This is a genomic window from Streptomyces sp. NRRL S-378, assembly GCF_000720645.1.
Lineage (GTDB): Bacteria > Actinomycetota > Actinomycetes > Streptomycetales > Streptomycetaceae > Streptomyces.
The window spans coordinates 28474-45339 of sequence record NZ_JOBX01000067.1 but is presented as its reverse complement, the minus strand read 5'-3'; the positions used below and the strand labels follow the sequence as shown (position 1 = coordinate 45339).

General features: G+C 71.8%; 15 protein-coding genes and 1 pseudogene. 12 read left to right on the top strand and 4 right to left on the bottom strand.

All coding sequences use genetic code 11. The features are described 5' to 3' along the window. Positions 1 to 325 precede the first annotated feature (325 nt). Together thrS and IH80_RS0132240 are read left to right on the top strand one after the other, a co-directional pair. The gene (thrS, locus tag IH80_RS0132245; protein ID WP_030965188.1) at positions 326 to 2302 is read left to right on the top strand and encodes a threonine--tRNA ligase; all 1977 of its coding nucleotides are present in this window, start codon (positions 326 to 328) and stop codon (positions 2300 to 2302) included. A 70-nt stretch (positions 2303 to 2372) separates the two neighbouring features. After that, a complete protein-coding gene (locus IH80_RS0132240; protein WP_030965187.1) occupies positions 2373 to 2933 on the top strand; it encodes an HIT family protein in 561 nt (186 codons plus the stop codon). Positions 2934 to 2970: 37 nt separating this feature from the next. Here IH80_RS0132240 and IH80_RS0132235 read toward each other — a convergent pair whose 3' ends face one another. The 3 genes from IH80_RS0132235 to IH80_RS0132225 all read right to left on the bottom strand — a co-directional run bounded on the left by IH80_RS0132235 (position 2971) and on the right by IH80_RS0132225 (position 7444). Continuing rightward, the gene (locus tag IH80_RS0132235; RefSeq protein ID WP_030965186.1) at positions 2971 to 3372 is read right to left on the bottom strand and encodes a DUF1992 domain-containing protein; all 402 of its coding nucleotides are present in this window, start codon (positions 3370 to 3372) and stop codon (positions 2971 to 2973) included. A gap of 64 nt (positions 3373 to 3436) precedes the next feature. Further along, on the bottom strand, positions 3437 to 5101 hold the full coding sequence (locus tag IH80_RS0132230; protein ID WP_030965185.1) for a hypothetical protein: 1665 nt from the start codon (positions 5099 to 5101) through the stop codon (positions 3437 to 3439). A 147-nt stretch (positions 5102 to 5248) separates the two neighbouring features. Beyond that, positions 5249 to 7444 carry an elongation factor G-like protein EF-G2 gene (locus IH80_RS0132225; protein ID WP_030965183.1) on the bottom strand — a complete coding sequence of 732 codons (2196 nt, stop codon included), beginning with the start codon at positions 7442 to 7444 and terminating at the stop codon, positions 5249 to 5251. A gap of 302 nt (positions 7445 to 7746) precedes the next feature. Here IH80_RS0132225 and pgsA point away from each other — a divergent pair, with 302 nt between their 5' ends. From pgsA to IH80_RS0132210, 3 genes are read left to right on the top strand one after another with little or no spacing between them, the layout of a single operon-like run. Continuing rightward, positions 7747 to 8409 carry a phosphatidylinositol phosphate synthase gene (gene pgsA, locus IH80_RS0132220; RefSeq protein ID WP_030965182.1) on the top strand — a complete coding sequence of 221 codons (663 nt, stop codon included), beginning with the start codon at positions 7747 to 7749 and terminating at the stop codon, positions 8407 to 8409. Continuing rightward, positions 8409 to 9314 (top strand): phosphatidylinositol mannoside acyltransferase, encoded by a 906-nt coding sequence (locus IH80_RS0132215; protein WP_030965181.1) that lies wholly within the window; start codon positions 8409 to 8411, stop codon positions 9312 to 9314. The genes pgsA and IH80_RS0132215 overlap by 1 nt, the downstream gene beginning before the upstream one ends. Next, a complete protein-coding gene (locus IH80_RS0132210; RefSeq protein ID WP_030965180.1) occupies positions 9311 to 10483 on the top strand; it encodes a glycosyltransferase family 4 protein in 1173 nt (390 codons plus the stop codon). Before IH80_RS0132215 ends, IH80_RS0132210 begins: the two co-directional genes overlap by 4 nt. Before the next feature lie 70 nt (positions 10484 to 10553). Here IH80_RS0132210 and IH80_RS0132205 read toward each other — a convergent pair whose 3' ends face one another. Then, positions 10554 to 11144, bottom strand: coding sequence for a hypothetical protein (locus tag IH80_RS0132205; RefSeq protein WP_030965178.1), 591 nt, complete (start codon positions 11142 to 11144; stop codon positions 10554 to 10556). A 109-nt stretch (positions 11145 to 11253) separates the two neighbouring features. Between IH80_RS0132205 and IH80_RS0132200 the strand changes: the two genes are divergently transcribed. From IH80_RS0132200 to ruvB, 7 genes and pseudogenes are all read left to right on the top strand, one after another. Next, positions 11254 to 11796 carry a membrane protein gene (locus tag IH80_RS0132200; protein ID WP_030965176.1) on the top strand — a complete coding sequence of 181 codons (543 nt, stop codon included), beginning with the start codon at positions 11254 to 11256 and terminating at the stop codon, positions 11794 to 11796. A 148-nt stretch (positions 11797 to 11944) separates the two neighbouring features. Further along, positions 11945 to 12862, top strand: coding sequence for a pyridoxal 5'-phosphate synthase lyase subunit PdxS (gene pdxS, locus IH80_RS0132195; protein WP_030656154.1), 918 nt, complete (start codon positions 11945 to 11947; stop codon positions 12860 to 12862). A gap of 7 nt (positions 12863 to 12869) precedes the next feature. Beyond that, positions 12870 to 13463: a pyridoxal 5'-phosphate synthase glutaminase subunit PdxT gene (pdxT, locus tag IH80_RS0132190; protein ID WP_030965175.1), complete on the top strand. Its 594-nt coding sequence runs from the start codon at positions 12870 to 12872 to the stop codon at positions 13461 to 13463. Between the two features lie 57 nt (positions 13464 to 13520). Next, positions 13521 to 14123 (top strand): annotated as a pseudogene (locus tag IH80_RS0132185) (YebC/PmpR family DNA-binding transcriptional regulator); the annotation flags it as partial. A gap of 169 nt (positions 14124 to 14292) precedes the next feature. Then, the gene (gene ruvC / locus IH80_RS0132180) at positions 14293 to 14823 is read left to right on the top strand and encodes a crossover junction endodeoxyribonuclease RuvC (RefSeq protein ID WP_030965173.1); all 531 of its coding nucleotides are present in this window, start codon (positions 14293 to 14295) and stop codon (positions 14821 to 14823) included. Then, positions 14820 to 15443, top strand: coding sequence for a Holliday junction branch migration protein RuvA (gene ruvA, locus IH80_RS0132175; protein WP_030965171.1), 624 nt, complete (start codon positions 14820 to 14822; stop codon positions 15441 to 15443). Before ruvC ends, ruvA begins: the two co-directional genes overlap by 4 nt. A gap of 204 nt (positions 15444 to 15647) precedes the next feature. Beyond that, complete coding sequence (gene ruvB, locus IH80_RS0132170; RefSeq protein ID WP_030965170.1) at positions 15648 to 16721, top strand: Holliday junction branch migration DNA helicase RuvB; 1074 nt, start codon at positions 15648 to 15650, stop codon at positions 16719 to 16721. The last annotated feature ends 145 nt before the right edge of the window (positions 16722 to 16866 follow it).

Below are 16866 nucleotides of genomic sequence, written 5' to 3'. Positions count from 1 at the left end.
GACCGGGGCGGGGGCCGGGGCTCGGTGGCGCGGCGGGGGGCTTGGAGGCGCGGCCGGCACGTACCGGGGCGGGGGCTTCGGATGCGCGGCCCGGCTCCGGCGTGGGCGCGGCGGTGGCTTCGGTGCGGGGCGGTGCCCCTCCGGGGGCACCGCCCCGGCTGTCCGTACGGGCGGTGCCGGGGACCCCGCTGCCCGCGCCGCCTGCGGCTGTCCAAGGGGAAGGGGCGGGGCCCCGGGAGTAACCGTTTAGCGGCGCAGCCATTCGGCTCGGTACGATTCACGCGCGCAGTGTTCGCTCGCGCATCCCCTGAGTCAGGAGTGACCGGTGTCAGACGTCCGTGTGATCATCCAACGCGATTCCGAGCGGGACGAGCGCGTGGTGGCCACGGGCACTACGGCGGCGGAGCTCTTCGCCGGCGAGCGCACCATCGTCGCCGCCCGCGTCGCGGGCGAGCTCAAGGACCTCGCCTACGAGGTGCAGGACGGCGAGACCGTCGAGCCGGTGGAGATCTCCTCCGAGGACGGCCTCAACATCCTGCGCCACTCGACCGCGCACGTCATGGCGCAGGCCGTGCAGGAGCTGTTCCCCGAGGCCAAGCTCGGCATCGGCCCGCCGGTCCGTGACGGCTTCTACTACGACTTCGACGTGGCCCGGCCCTTCACCCCGGAGGACCTGAAGGCCGTCGAGAAGAAGATGCAGGAGATCCAGAAGCGCGGTCAGCGCTTCTCCCGCCGGGTCGTCACCGACGAGGCGGCCCGCGAGGAGCTCGCGGACGAGCCCTACAAGCTGGAGCTCATCGGCATCAAGGGTTCCGCGTCCACCGACGACGGCGCGAACGTCGAGGTGGGCGGCGGCGAGCTGACCATCTACGACAACCTGGACGCCAAGACCGGCGAGCTGTGCTGGAAGGACCTCTGCCGCGGTCCCCACCTGCCCACCACCCGCAACATCCCGGCGTTCAAGCTCATGCGCAACGCCGCCGCGTACTGGCGCGGCAGCGAGAAGAACCCGATGCTCCAGCGCATCTACGGCACTGCGTGGCCGTCGAAGGAGGAGCTGAAGGCCCACCTCGACTTCCTCGCCGAGGCCGAGAAGCGCGACCACCGCAAGCTCGGCAACGAGCTCGACCTCTTCTCCATCCCGGACGAGATCGGCTCCGGCCTCGCCGTCTTCCACCCGCGCGGCGGCATCATCCGCCGGGTGATGGAGGACTACTCGCGCCGCCGGCACGAGGAGGAGGGCTACGAGTTCGTCTACTCGCCGCACGCCACCAAGGGCGCCCTCTTCGAGAAGAGCGGCCACCTCGACTGGTACGCGGAGGGCATGTACCCCCCCATGCAGCTCGACGGTGGTACCGACTACTACCTCAAGCCCATGAACTGCCCGATGCACAACCTGATCTTCGACGCGCGCGGCCGCTCCTACCGCGAACTGCCGCTGCGCCTGTTCGAGTTCGGCACCGTGTACCGGTACGAGAAGTCCGGCGTCGTGCACGGTCTCACCCGTGCCCGCGGTTTCACCCAGGACGACGCGCACATCTACTGCACCCGTGAGCAGATGGCGGAGGAGCTCGACCGCACGCTCACCTTCGTGCTGAACCTCCTGCGCGACTACGGTCTGACCGACTTCTACCTGGAGCTCTCCACCAAGGACCCGGAGAAGTTCGTCGGCTCGGACGAGGTCTGGGAGGAGGCCACCGCGGTCCTCCAGCAGGTCGCCGAGAAGCAGGGCCTCCCGCTGACCCCCGACCCGGGCGGCGCCGCCTTCTACGGTCCGAAGATCTCCGTGCAGGCGCGCGACGCCATCGGCCGCACCTGGCAGATGTCGACCGTGCAGCTGGACTTCAACCTGCCGGAGCGCTTCAACCTGGAGTACACCGCCCCGGACGGCTCCCGCCAGCGGCCGGTCATGATCCACCGCGCCCTGTTCGGCTCGATCGAGCGGTTCTTCGCCGTGCTGCTGGAGCACTACGCGGGTGCCATGCCGCCGTGGCTGGCCCCGGTCCAGGCCGTCGGCATCCCGATCGGCGACGGGCACGTCGAGTACCTGCAGGAGTTCGCCGCCGCGGCGAAGAAGCAGGGCCTGCGGGTGGAGGTGGACGCCTCCTCCGACCGCATGCAGAAGAAGATCCGCAACCACCAGAAGCTCAAGGTCCCCTTCATGATCATCGTCGGTGACGAGGACATGGCCGCGGGCACCGTCTCCTTCCGCTACCGCGACGGTTCGCAGGAGAACGGCATCCCGAAGGACGAGGCGCTGGCCAAGCTGGCGAAGGTCGTCGCCGACCGCGTCCAGGTCTGATCCGTGTCGAGGGGCCCCCGGAAAGTGATCACTTTCCGGGGGCCTTCCTCGTCCGCGCGGGCAAGGTCATATGCTGCATGCCATGACGACTGAGCCGGAGCAGCAGATCGGGGTCGGCACGCAGGACGCGTTCCAGCGGCTGTGGACGCCCCACCGGATGGCCTACATCCAAGGGGAGAACAAGCCGACCGGCCCCGAGGCCGGGGACGGCTGCCCCTTCTGCGGGATTCCGGAGATGTCCGACCAGGACGGCCTGGTCGTGGCGCGGGGCAAGCACGTCTACGCCGTGCTGAACCTCTACCCCTACAACGGCGGCCACCTGATGGTGGTCCCGTACCGGCACGTCGCCGACTACACCGAGCTCGACGCCCCGGAGACGGCCGAGCTGGCCGACCTCACCAAGCGGGCGATGGTGGCGCTCCGGAAGGCCTCGGGTGCCCACGGTTTCAACATCGGCATGAACCAGGGCGCGGCGGCCGGCGCGGGCATCGCCGCGCACCTGCACCAGCACATCGTGCCCCGCTGGGGCGGTGACACGAACTTCATGCCGGTGGTCGGTCACACCAAGGTGCTGCCCCAACTCCTGGCGGACACGCGCCAGATGCTCGCCGACGCCTGGCCCCAGGGCTGACCCCGGGGGCTCCGGCCCCCGCCGTGCCGGACGCCCCCTACGAAGCGTGCCGCTCGCGCCGGGCCCGCAGCTCGGCCTCGACGTCGAATTCCTTCAGGTTGAGCGGAGGGCCCGGCGGGGGCATGCGCAGCGCCGCCCGGATCTTCTCGTTCACCTCGGTGAGCAGGGCCCGCGCCTCGCGCTCCGTGTGCGCCGCCGCAGCCGCCTCGCGGGCGTCCTCGGCCTCCTTGCGCAGCGCGAGCGCCGGCGGGAGGGCGGCGAAGCCCTCCCGGTGCATCTTGTCCCGGATCCACCACAGCTCGTCGTACGGTGCGTCGAGCGAGGCCATCGGCTTGCCGAAGCCGGGCAGCTCCTCGAAATCGCCGCGTGCGGTGGCCTGCCTGATCTGCCGGTCAACGAAGGACTCGAAGTCCACGCCCGGCGGTTTGCGCTCGGTCACGGTTGCCTCCTCGGGCCGTCTCCTCGTCCCTCCACCCTAGCCAGCAGCCGGCAGCCGGCCGACGCTACGCGTCGTACACGTCCGCCTTGCGCGGCGCCGGCTCCTGGATGAGCCCGCTCATGATCGAGGAGCGGTTGGTGAAGCGCTCGGTGTCCACGCCGTTCTCCTCCAGGACCTTGAAGGTCGCCGTGTGGATCGACCTCAGGACCGGAGCCACCGTGCGCAGGGCGTCGTCGGCCATGAACCGGTGGCGCCACATCGAGCTCGCCCAGACGTGGCGCAGGCCGAAGGGCTCGGGCAGCACCAGCTTGCCGCCGAAGAAGTCGAGGATCGGCGGGTACCAGGTCAGCGGCGCCCGCACGGCCAGGCGCACCACCTCCTGGGCGTCGACCAGCGCCAGCGGCTTCTCCACGGTCTCCCAGAAGCGGATGCTCTTGGGCACCTCCACCACCGGCGCCTTGGACTTGGTGGTGAACAGGCCGTGCACGGGACCCAGGGCGTGCGCGGTGACGTCCACGCGCAGGGTCTTGTAGAGCACGGTGACCGTGACCAGCATGTTGATGATCAGCTGGCCGTCCCAGAGCGGGTACTGGATGCCCAGGTAGTGCCGGTTGCCCGAGTTGAACTGCTGCTCGTTGCAGATCCGGGTGACCTCGTGCGGCTTGACGAGGAAGGCGTCGACGTTCTCCCCGGTGGGGCGGGCCACCTCGGCGGCGCCCTCGCCGACCGGTGTGACGATCCAGTGCTGGATGGCGGCCGGAGGGAAGCCGCCGGTGTGCAGCGGGCCCCGTTCCAGCTTGCGCAGCTGGGCGTCGATCGCGCGGATGACGTCCCAGGCCCGGAAGGGGTGGATCTCCTTGCCCTCGTCCTTCGGGGCGAGCTCCTCGGCCATCTGCCAGTTGCCCCAGCGGGTGCCCATCCCGAGGATGCCCTTGGGGCCCGCGTAGAAGACCTGGTTGCTGCGGTCCTCCGCGGTGAGCTTGGCGAGCTGGTGGCGCAGGTCCTCGCGGGCCTTCTCGTCGGGGTTGCCGGGCACGGCCTCCGGGATCTTGGCGGCGACGCCGCCGCCGGACAGCAGCCCGTCCCAGCGTTCGCGCAGGTCGCGGGCGGTGGACTCGCAGGTGCGGCGGGCGAGCAGCCAGCCCAGCGCGGGCGCGATGATCATGCCGCGTACGTAGAGGCCGAGGAAGCCGGTGAGCGGCAGCCTGAACATCAGGACGGCCACCACGATGCCCACGCCCACCAGGAGCGTGGTGCCCAGCCAGGAGTGCTTGCCCTCCTTGCTCGCCAGGGACTTGCGGAGCTGGAAGAGACCCAGCCACAGCAGCAGCCCGGGCAGGAACAGCACACCGCAGACCAGCATGATCACCCGGAGTTTGCGGTCGCGTTCCTTGCGGATGCGGGACGCGGCCAGGCAGTGCTCCACGACCGTCTGCGGGTCGGCGCCGAAGGACTGGATGAGCGGCTTGCGGCCGGACCCCAGGGTGCGGGCCTCGACGGCCCGGCAGAAGGCCTCGCCGAGGCTGGGCTCGAAGAGCGAGAGCTTCGGGGGCTTCACCGTGGCCGGGTGGTTCTCGCTGTTGGCCCCGAGTATCGCGTCGAGCCGGGTGTCCTTGCCGCCGTCGCGGTACGCGGCCGAGGCGAGGGCGTTCGTCGCCGCCGTCTGCCCCCCGCCGTTCTGCAGAGGAATCTGCGCTCCGGGCCTGAAGTCGAATCCGTCGTCCGCCACCGCTGCCCCCACCCCATCGCTGTGCGTTCCTGCTGTTTTGGTGCGCCGACGAGCCTATCGGCGGATCTCGCCCCACGGTCATGGGACAGGGAAATGCCGCCCACCGCAAGCCGGTTGGATGGGCGGCACTCCCCGGTGCTACCTCAACTAAGTTCCCTTCTCGGCCTGTTCACGCACCCTTTCCGCGATCTGCGGCGGCATGGGCTCGTGCCGGGCGTAGGCGCGGGCGAAGCGGCCGGTGCCGTGCGAGACCGAGCGCAGCTCGACGGCGTAGCGGCCGATCTCGATCTCGGGGATCTCGGCGCGGACCCGGGTGCGCCCGGACCCGGCCTGGTCGGTGCCGACGACGCGGCCGCGGCGGCCCGCGAGATCGCTCATGACGGGCCCGACGTACTCGTCGGGGATCAGGACGTCGAGCTCGGCGACCGGTTCGAGCAGGTCGATCCGGGCCTCGGCGGCGGCCTCGCGCAGGGCGAGCGCGCCGGCGGTCTGGAAGGCGGCGTCGGAGGAGTCCACCGAGTGCGCCTTGCCGTCGAGGAGGGTGATGCGTACGTCGACCAGCGGGTAGCCGGCCGCGACCCCGCGGGCGGCCTGGCTGCGGACGCCCTTCTCCACGGACGGGATGAACTGGCGGGGCACCGCGCCGCCGACGACCTTGTCGACGAACTCGATGCCGCTGCCCGGCGGGAGCGGTTCCACTTCGATCTCACAGATGGCGAACTGGCCGTGTCCGCCGGACTGTTTGACGTGCCGGCCGCGCCCGGCCGCCTTGCCGCTGAAGGTTTCGCGCAGGCTCACCTTGTGCGGGACGGGATCCACCTGGACGCCGAAGCGGGTGCGCAGCCGCTCCAGGGCGACGTCCTGGTGGGCCTCGCCGAGGCTCCACAGGACGACCTGGTGGGTGTGCGGGTTCTGCTCCAGCCGCATGGTGGGGTCCTCGGCGACGAGCCGGGCCAGGCCCTGCGAGAGCTTGTCCTCGTCGGCCTTGCTGTGGGCCTCGATGGCGAGCGGGAGCAGCGGGTCGGGCATGGTCCAGGGCGCCATCAGGAGCGGGTCGTCCTTGGCGGAGAGGGTGTCGCCGGTCTCGGCCCGGCTGAGCTTGGCCACGCAGGCCAGGTCGCCGGCGATGCACCGGCCGAGGACGCGCTGCTGTTTGCCGAACGGAGCGGTGAGGGTGCCGATCCGCTCGTCCACGTCGTGGTCCTCGTGCCCCCGGTCGGTCAGGCCGTGCCCGCTGACGTGGACGGTCTCCTCGGGGTTCAGGGTGCCGGAGAAGACGCGTACGAGGGAGACGCGGCCGACGTAGGGGTCGGAGGAGGTCTTGACGACCTCGGCGACCAGGGGACCGGCGGGATCGCACGTGACGTCGGGGCGGGCGGTCCCGTCGGGACGGGTGACGGCGACGGCGGGGCGCTCCAGGGGCGTCGGGAAGCCGCCCGTGATCAGTTCGAGGAGTTCCACGGTGCCGAGGCCCTGGCGGGCGCCGTCGGCGGCGGGAGCGGCCATCAGGACGGGGTGGAAGGTGCCGCGGGCCACCGCCCGCTCCAGGTCGTCGACCAGGGTCTTGAGGTCGATGTCCTCGCCGCCGAGATAGCGGTCCATGAGGGTCTCGTCCTCGCTCTCGGCGATGATCCCCTCGATCAGGCGCGAACGGGCCTCGGTGATGAGGGCGAGCTCGGCCGGGTCCGGGTCGCGCTCCACGCGCTCACCGGAGGCGTACTCGTACACGCGTTGCGAGAGCAGGCCGAGCAGACCGGTGACGGGGGCGTGCCCGTCCGGGCCGACGGGGCCGTGCAGGGGGAGGTAGAGGGGGATGACCGCGTCGGGGTCGTCCGCGCCGAAGATCTCGCCGCAGACCGCGGTCATCTGCGTGTAGTCGGCGCGGGCTGCCTCCAGGTGGGTCACGACGATGGCGCGGGGCATGCCGACGGCCTCGCACTCGTCCCAGACCATGCGGGTGGCGCCGTCGATCCCGTCCGAGGCCGAGACGACGAAAAGGGCCGCGTCCGCCGCGCGCAGACCGGCCCTGAGTTCCCCGACGAAGTCGGCGTATCCGGGGGTGTCCAAGACATTGATCTTGATCCCGTCCCATTCGACGGGGACGAGGGAGAGCTGGATGGAGCGTTGGCGACGGTGTTCGATCTCGTCGTAGTCGGAGACCGTGGCGCCGTCCTCGACCCGTCCGGCCCGGTTGACCGCTCCGGCGGTCAGGGCGAGGGCTTCGACCAGTGTGGTCTTGCCGGATCCGCTGTGGCCGACCAGCACGACGTTCCGTATGGAGGACGGGCGGTCGGCCGTCAGTGCCCTGCCGGCGGCTCCGGCTTGGTGTGATGTGGCTCCCATGGTGCTCGTGCCTCCCGGTGGTGACGGTGAGGAGGGTGGGTTCCTTGTCCCCGCGCATGAGGAATGCGCGGTTCTACGAGCTTTGCACCGCTGTCACGCGGCGTCCATACGTCGTACCGCGGACGTACCGGGGGCGTACAGGGGGCGTACCCGTGGCGCATCGCCGACGGTCCGCGGCACGAAGTACGCCTTACGGAGCGAGAACCGGTGGGTGCGCGGCGTTGAGGCGGCGGCGTGCTGGCTACGATGGGCCAGCCGGTGGCCGTGGTGGCCGTGCGGCCCAGCGACCCTCCGGGAAGGCCATGCTGAACAAGTACGCGCGTGCATTCTTCACGCGTGTTCTCACGCCATTCGCCGCATTTCTGCTCCGGCGGGGGGTGAGCCCGGACGCGGTCACCCTGATCGGCACGGCCGGAGTGGTGGCGGGCGCGCTGATCTTCTTCCCCCGCGGGGAGTTCTTCTGGGGCACCATCACGATCACCCTCTTCGTCTTCTCCGACCTCGTCGACGGGAACATGGCCCGCCAGGCCGGGATCTCCAGCAGGTGGGGCGCCTTCCTGGACTCCACCCTCGACCGGGTGGCCGACGCGGCGATCTTCGGCGGCCTCGCCCTCTGGTACGCCGGCTCCGGCCATGACAACGCGCTGTGCGCGGTGGCGATCTTCTGCCTGGCCAGCGGCCAGGTGGTGTCGTACACCAAGGCACGGGGCGAGTCGATCGGCCTGCCGGTGGCCGTCAACGGGCTCGTCGAACGCGCCGAGCGCCTGGTGATCTCGCTGGTCGCGGCCGGTCTGTCCGGACTGCAGACCTTCGGGGCGCCGTCCTGGCTCGGTGTCCTCCTGCCGATCGCCCTGTGGGCGGTCGCGGCCGGTTCGCTCGTCACGCTGATCCAGCGCGTGGTCACCGTACGCCGCGAGGCCGCCGAGGCCGACGCCGCGGCCGCCGCCGAGGGGGGCGCCGCCTGATGGGCGCCGCAAAGGACAAACTGGTCGACGGGCTGTACGGCCTGGGCTGGGCCGGGGTCAAGAAGCTGCCCGAGCCGGCCGCCGTGGCCCTCGGCCGGCGGATCGCGGACTTCGCGTGGAAGCGCCGCGGCAAGAGCGTGCTGCGGCTGGAGTCGAACCTGGCCCGGGTGGTGCCGGACGCCGGTCCGGAGCAGCTGCGCGAGCTGTCCAAGGCCGGCATGCGCTCGTACATGCGCTACTGGATGGAGTCCTTCCGGCTGCCGACCATGGACCCGGCGCGGTTCGGCACCGACGTCGAGTTCAAGGACGAGCACCTCCTGCGCGAGGCCCTCGCCTCCGGCCGCGGGGTCGTCGTCGCCCTGCCGCACCTCGCCAACTGGGACCTCGCCGGAGCCTGGGCCATCGGCCACATCGGCGTGCCCTTCACCACGGTCGCCGAGCGCCTCAAGCCCGAGACCCTCTACGACCGCTTCGTGGCCTACCGCGAGAGCCTGGGCATGGAGGTCCTGCCGCACAGCGGCGGCGCCGCCTTCGGCACCCTCGCCCGGCGGCTGCGCTCCGGCGGCCTGGTCTGCCTGGTCGCCGACCGGGACCTGTCGGCCTCCGGCGTCGAGGTCGACTTCTTCGGTTCGACGGCGCGCATGCCGGCCGGCCCGGCGCTGCTGGCCCAGCAGACGGGAGCCGTGCTGCTCCCCGCCACCCTGCACTACGGCGACACACCGAAGATGTACGGCCGGATCCACCCCGAGGTGGAGGTCCCGAAGACCGGGACCCGGGCCGAGAAGACCACCGCCATGACCCAGGCGGTGGCGGACGCCTTCGCGTGGGGCATCGCCGAGCACCCGGAGGACTGGCACATGCTGCAGTGGCTCTGGCTGGAAGACCTGGAGGAGCGCACGCAGTGAAGATCGGCATCGTGTGCCCGTACTCGTGGGACGTGCCGGGCGGCGTCCAGTTCCACATCCGGGACCTGGCCGAGCACCTGATCGGCCTCGGCCACGAGGTGTCGGTGCTGGCCCCGGCCGACGACGAGACCCCGCTCCCGCCGTACGTGGTCTCCGCGGGGCGGGCCGTGCCGGTCCCGTACAACGGGTCCGTGGCCCGGCTGAACTTCGGCTTCCTGTCGGCGGCCCGGGTACGGCGCTGGCTGCACGACGGCACCTTCGACGTGATCCACATCCACGAGCCGGCCTCCCCCTCGCTGGGACTGCTCTCCTGCTGGGCGGCGCAGGGGCCGATCGTGGCCACCTTCCACACCTCGAACCCGCGCTCCCGGGCGATGATCGCCGCGTACCCGATCCTGCAGCCCGCGCTGGAGAAGATCAGCGCGCGGATCGCGGTGAGCGAGTACGCGCGGCGCACGCTGGTGGAGCACCTCGGCGGGGACGCGGTCGTGATCCCGAACGGCGTGGACGTGGACTTCTTCGCGAAGGCCGAGCCCAAGGCGGAATGGGGCGGCGGGACGCTCGGCTTCATCGGCCGCATCGACGAACCCCGCAAGGGCCTGCCGGTGCTGATGGCGGCCTTCCCGAAGATCGTGGAGGCCTGCCCGGACGTACGCCTGCTGGTCGCGGGCCGCGGTGACGAGGAGGAGGCGGTGGCCTCGCTCCCCGCCGACCTGCGCGCGCGCGTGGAGTTCCTCGGGATGGTCTCGGACGAGGACAAGGCACGGCTGCTGCGCAGCGTCGACGTGTACGTGGCCCCGAACACCGGCGGCGAGAGCTTCGGCATCATCCTGGTCGAGGCCCTGTCGGCGGGCGCCGCGGTGCTGGCGTCCGACCTGGACGCCTTCGCGCAGGTCCTGGACCAGGGCGGGGCCGGCGACCTCTTCGCCAACGAGAACGCGGACGCCCTGGCGGCCGGCGCGATCGCCCTCCTGCGCGACCCGGACCGCCGGGCCGAGCTCAGCGAGCGTGGCTCGGCGCACGTCCGGCGCTTCGACTGGTCCACGGTGGGCGCGGACATCCTGGCCGTCTACGAGACGGTGACGGACGGCGCGGCGGCGGTGGGCGCGGACGAACGCGTCCCGCTGCGCACCCGCCTGGGCTTCTCCCGCGAGTCCCCGGACTCCTGAGCGGCCGCACCGTCCTGCGAGGCCGTACCGACCTGCGCGGCCTCGCCGCCGGGGGGCGGGCGCCGACGGGCTACCCGCCCGCGCTGACGGTCCGGTCCGGCCGTCCGCCGGGTGCCACGGTCACCTCGTGGACCACGCCGCCCGAGGTGGTCAGCCGGATCCGGTCCGGGCCCGTCCAGACGGCCTCGTGGAGCTCGTTGTCGGTCGCGTCACCGTTGAAGTACCCGACGGCCCAGCGGCGCTCGCGGGGCCAGGTGCCCTGGTGGACGTACACGAACCACAGCGGGTCGATCATGGCCGAGCCCGTCTCGACGACCAGCCGCCGGTCGTCCCTGCCGGGGGCCGGCTGGCTCTCGGCCTGCTCCTGCCCACCGTCCAGCATGGCCAGGAGGGTGACGAGGCACATGACCGGGGCGCCGAGGGCGAGCACCGGCACGCCGACCGTGACCCGCGTCATGGGCCTGCGCACACCCAGCAGGACGGCCCCGCACAGGGCGGTCAGCGACAGCCAGCCGAGTGCGACGAAGTGCCGGCCCACTTCGTTCAGCACGACGAGGCCGCCGTCCGGGCCGCCCCAGCGGAACGCGGCCAGGACGGTCCCCACGAGGGCGACCGCGAGTGCGATCAGCGCGCAGGCGAGTGGTCTGCGGTACGGAGCCATGCGTCTCGTCCCCCCGGGTCGTCGGTGATCATGCACCCTACGGGCCCCGGAGCGGCCCGGCCAGGCCCGATGGGAGCCGGGTGCCCCCGGAGCGGTAGGGTCGCGCAGCGTGATCGAAACCCTTGTCTGGATCGCCCTGGCCCTCGCTGTCATCGGCGTCTACCTCAGCTGGACCGCAGGCCGGCTGGACCGGCTGCACTCGCGGATGGACGCCGCGCGGGCCGCGCTCGACGCACAGCTCGTCCGGCGCGCCTCCGTGGTGCTGGAGGTGGCCACCTCCGGGGCGCTCGACCCCGCCTCCTCACTGGTTCTGTACGAGGCCGCGCACGCCGCCCGGCAGGCCGAGGAGGACCACCGTGAGGTCGCCGAGAGCGAGCTGAGCCAAGCGCTGCGGGCGGTGTTCGCCGACGCCGACCAGGTCGAGGTGCTGAAGGCCGCTCCCGGTGGGGCGCAGGCCACCGAGGAGCTGGCGGCGGCCGTCCGCCGGGTGCCGATGGCCCGCCGCTTCCACAACGACGCCGTACGGGCCGCCCGCGCGCTGCGCCGCCACCGCAAGGTCCGCTGGTTCAGACTGGCCGGACACGCGCCGTTCCCGCTGGCCTTCGAAATGGACGACGAGCCTCCGGCGGACCTCGCGGACCGGCCGACCTGACCCCCGGGAGGCGGCTGCTAGGGCCACGAGGGACAAATGAAAGAGCCACTGGCTCCATATTGGCCCTTGTAGTGGACTGATCCTCTGGGGTTTCCTCAGCCGAGTAGTACGCGCAGTACCCCGTCTTCCTTTCGAGTGAGGTCAATCCGTGAGCACGCTTCCCACCTCCCCCCAGTCCGCCGAGTCGGCGATCGGCACCTCGCGCGTCAAGCGCGGCATGGCCGAGCAGCTCAAGGGCGGCGTGATCATGGACGTGGTCAACGCCGAGCAGGCGAAGATCGCCGAGGACGCGGGCGCCGTGGCCGTCATGGCCCTGGAGCGGGTCCCGGCCGACATCCGCAAGGACGGCGGCGTCGCGCGCATGTCCGACCCGAACATGATCGAAGAGATCATCGAGGCCGTGTCCATCCCCGTGATGGCCAAGTCCCGCATCGGTCACTTCGTCGAGGCCCAGGTCCTGCAGTCCCTCGGCGTCGACTACATCGACGAGTCCGAGGTCCTGACCCCGGCCGACGAGGTCAACCACTCCGACAAGTGGGCGTTCACCACCCCCTTCGTCTGCGGCGCCACCAACCTGGGCGAGGCCCTGCGCCGCATCGCCGAGGGCGCGGCCATGATCCGCTCGAAGGGCGAGGCCGGCACCGGCAACGTCGTCGAGGCCGTCCGCCACCTGCGCCAGATCAAGAACGAGATCGCCAAGCTGCGCGGCTTCGACAACAACGAGCTGTACGCCGCCGCCAAGGAGCTGCGCGCCCCGTACGAGCTCGTCAAGGAGGTCGCCGAGCTCGGCAAGCTCCCCGTCGTGCTGTTCTCCGCCGGTGGTGTCGCCACCCCGGCCGACGCCGCCCTGATGCGCCAGCTCGGCGCCGAGGGTGTCTTCGTCGGCTCCGGCATCTTCAAGTCGGGCGACCCGGCCAAGCGCGCCGCCGCCATCGTGAAGGCCACCACCTTCTTCGACGACCCGAAGATCATCGCGGACGCCTCCCGCAACCTGGGCGAGGCCATGGTCGGCATCAACTGCGACACCCTCCCCGAGGCCGAGCGCTACGCCAACCGCGGCTGGTAGTCCCGACATGACGAACACCCCCGTGATCGGTGTCCTGGCCCTCCAGGGCGACGTACGGGAGCACCTGATCGCCCTGGCCGCGGCGGACGCCGTGGCCAGGCCGGTCCGGCGCCCCGAGGAGCTCTCCGAGGTCGACGCCCTGGTGATCCCCGGCGGCGAGTCCACGACGATGTCGAAGCTCGCCGTGCTCTTCGGCATGCTGGAGCCGCTGCGCGAGCGGGTGGCCGCCGGCATGCCCGTGTACGGAACCTGCGCCGGCATGATCATGCTGGCGGACAAGCTCCTCGACGGCCGGGACGACCAGGAGACCCTGGGCGGCATCGACATGATCGTGCGCCGCAACGCCTTCGGCCGTCAGAACGAGTCCTTCGAGGCGAAGATCGACTTCGCGGGCATCGAGGGCGGCCCGGTCGAGGGCGTCTTCATCCGCGCCCCGTGGGTCGAGTCCGTCGGCGGCGCCGCCGAGGTGCTCGCCACCTACGACGGCCACACGGTCGCCGTGCGCCAGGGCAACGTCCTGGCGACTTCGTTCCACCCCGAACTGACCGGCGACGACCGCGTCCACGCGTACTTCGTCGAGATGGTGCGCGCCGGGCTGTGACGAGCTCCCGGTAGGATCGAAGACGAACACTGTTGGTGACGCGAAGGAGACAGGCGGATGTCCGGCCACTCTAAATGGGCTACGACGAAGCACAAGAAGGCCGTGATCGATGCCAAGCGCGGCAAGCTCTTCGCGAAGCTGATCAAGAACATCGAGGTCGCGGCGCGCATGGGCGGCGCCGACATCGACGGCAACCCGACGCTCTTCGACGCGGTCCAGAAGGCCAAGAAGCAGTCGGTACCGAACAAGAACATCGACTCCGCGGTCAAGCGCGGCGGCGGCCTCGAGGCCGGCGGCGCCGACTACGAGACGATCATGTACGAGGGCTACGGCCCGAACGGCGTCGCGGTGCTCATCGAGTGCCTCACCGACAACCGCAACCGCGCCGCCTCCGACGTCCGCGTCGCCATGACCCGCAACGGCGGTTCGATGGCCGACCCGGGCTCGGTCTCGTACCTGTTCAACCGCAAGGGCGTCATCGTCCTGCCCAAGGCCGAGCTGAGCGAGGATGACGTCCTCGGCGCGGTCCTGGAGGCCGGTGCCGAAGAGGTCAACGACAACGGCGACACCTTCGAGATCATCAGCGAGGCCACCGACCTGGTCGCGGTCCGCACCGCGCTCCAGGAAGCCGGCATCGACTACGACTCGGCGGACTCCAGCCCCCCCGGGCCGGGGGGGGCGGGGGGGCGGGGGGCCCCCCCCCCCCCGCCCCGCCGTCGTTGTCGGTGGCAGCGGTTAGCCTGACGGCGTCGGCGACCACCGTCGGCGCCCCGCGGCCCGCCGGGCCCGCGGAGGCGGCACGGGCCGTGCCGTGAGGAGGGGAGGGCGAGTGCGCGTACTGGGCGTTGACCCGGGGCTGACGCGATGCGGCGTCGGTGTCGTGGAAGGCGTCGCGGGCCGTCCCCTCACCATGCTCGGGGTGGGGGTCGTACGGACGCCCGCGGACGCGGAGCTGGGCCACCGGCTCGTCGCCGTGGAGCAGGGGATCGAGGAGTGGCTCGACACGCACCGGCCCGACATCGTCGCCGTGGAGCGGGTCTTCAGTCAGCACAACGTCAGCACCGTGATGGGCACCGCCCAGGCGAGCGCCGTCGCCATGCTGTGCGCCGCACGCCGCGGGATACCGGTCGCGCTGCACACCCCCAGCGAGGTCAAGGCCGCCGTCACCGGCAGCGGCCGGGCCGACAAGGCCCAGGTCGGCGCGATGGTCACCCGGCTGCTGCGGCTGGCCGAGCCGCCCAGGCCCGCCGACGCCGCCGACGCCCTCGCCCTCGCCATCTGCCACATCTGGCGGGCCCCCGCCCAGAACCGCCTCCAGCAGGCGGTCGCCCAGCACGCCTCGAAAGGCCGTACCCGATGATCGCCTTCGTCAACGGCGCGGTCGCCGCGCTCACCCCCAACCTCGCCGTGATCGAGGTCGGCGGAGTGGGCATGGCCGTGCACTGCACGCCCAACACCATCGCCGGCCTGCGCGTCGGGGAGCAGGCCCGGCTGGCGACCTCCCTGGTCGTCCGGGAGGACTCGCTGACCCTGTACGGATTCGCCGACGACGACGAACGCCAGGTCTTCGAGCTGCTCCAGACCGCCAGCGGGGTCGGACCCCGGGTGGCGCAGGCCATGCTCGGCGTGCACACCCCGGACGCCCTGCGGGTGGCCTTCGCCTCGGGCGACGCGAAGGCGCTGACGGCGGTGCCGGGCATCGGGCCCAAGGGCGCGCAGAAGCTGTTGCTGGAGCTCAAGGGCAAGCTGGGCGCCCCCGCCCCGGTGGTGGGTGCCCAGCGCGCGGTGGCGTCGGGGCCGGCCCCCTGGACCGAGCAGCTCACGGCCGCGCTGATCGGCCTCGGCTATGCCTCGCGGGAGGCGGAGGAGGCCGTGGTGGCGGTGACCCCGCAGGCGGAGGCGGCCATCGCCGCCGGCGGCTCGGCCCCGGTGCCCCAGCTGCTGCGCGCGGCCCTGCAGTCCCTGAACCGCGCCCGCTGACGTTGCGCCCCTGCGCGGAGCAGCTCCCGCCCTTCCGCCGTTCCCCGGGCTCCGCCCGGATCCGGTCCGGGCGCTTCGCACCGGTGCGCTCGGACGCCGCGCGGGCCGGAACCGGCGCGCACCTGCCCACGCGCAGCCCCGGCCCACGCGCAGCCACAGCCCCCGCACAGACCACCGCACCGACGCAGAAGGCAGACTGACACCGTGAACTGGGACGACGAGACCGACACCACCGAGCCGGACCGGTTGGTAGCGGCGGCAGCCGACGGTGAGGACACCGCCGTCGAGGCGGCCCTGCGCCCCAAGGACCTCGGCGAGTTCGTCGGCCAGGAGAAGGTCCGCCAGCAGCTGGACCTGGTGCTGAAGGCGGCCAAGCAGCGCGGGGCCACCGCCGACCACGTCCTGCTGTCGGGCGCGCCCGGACTGGGCAAGACCACCCTCTCCATGATCATCGCCGCCGAGATGGGGGCACCCATCCGGATCACCTCCGGCCCCGCCATCCAGCACGCCGGCGACCTCGCCGCGATCCTCTCCTCCCTCCAGGAGGGCGAGGTCCTCTTCCTCGACGAGATCCACCGCATGTCCCGGCCCGCCGAGGAGATGCTCTACATGGCCATGGAGGACTTCCGCGTCGACGTGATCGTCGGCAAGGGCCCCGGAGCCACCGCGATCCCGCTGGAGCTGCCGCCCTTCACCCTCGTGGGTGCCACCACCCGGGCCGGACTGCTGCCCCCGCCGCTGCGCGACCGTTTCGGCTTCACCGGCCACATGGAGTTCTACGCCCCCGAAGAGCTGGAACGCGTGGTCCACCGCTCCGCCCGCCTCCTCGATGTCGAGATCGACACTGCCGGCGCGGCCGAGATCGCCGGGCGTTCCCGCGGCACCCCGCGCATCGCCAACCGTCTGCTGCGCCGCGTGCGCGACTACGCCCAGGTCCGGGCGGACGGGGTGATCAACCGGGAGGTGGCCGCCACCGCCCTCCAGGTGTACGAGGTGGACGCCCGCGGCCTCGACCGACTGGATCGAGCCGTTCTGGAGGCACTCCTGAAGCTCTTCGGCGGCGGCCCGGTGGGGCTGTCGACCCTCGCCGTGGCGGTGGGGGAGGAGCGGGAGACCGTGGAGGAGGTCGCGGAACCGTTCCTGGTCCGCGAGGGCCTGCTCGCGCGCACCCCCCGGGGACGGGTCGCGACCCCCGCCGCATGGGCTCACCTGGGGCTTGTCGCACCGCAGCACGGCGCCGGTGGATCAACCGGGCAACAGGGCCTGTTCGGGGCCTGACGGCGCGGAGGTTCGCCCGGTCGGGAACGCCGGTGCCATGCTGGGCGTTGTTCCATCGGTGCGGACTCGCCTAGACTCCGCCGATGCCGACCCTTCGGGTCGGTGTGCCCACCCCCGTAGAAAAGGCCGCCGTCCGCGTGCGGTC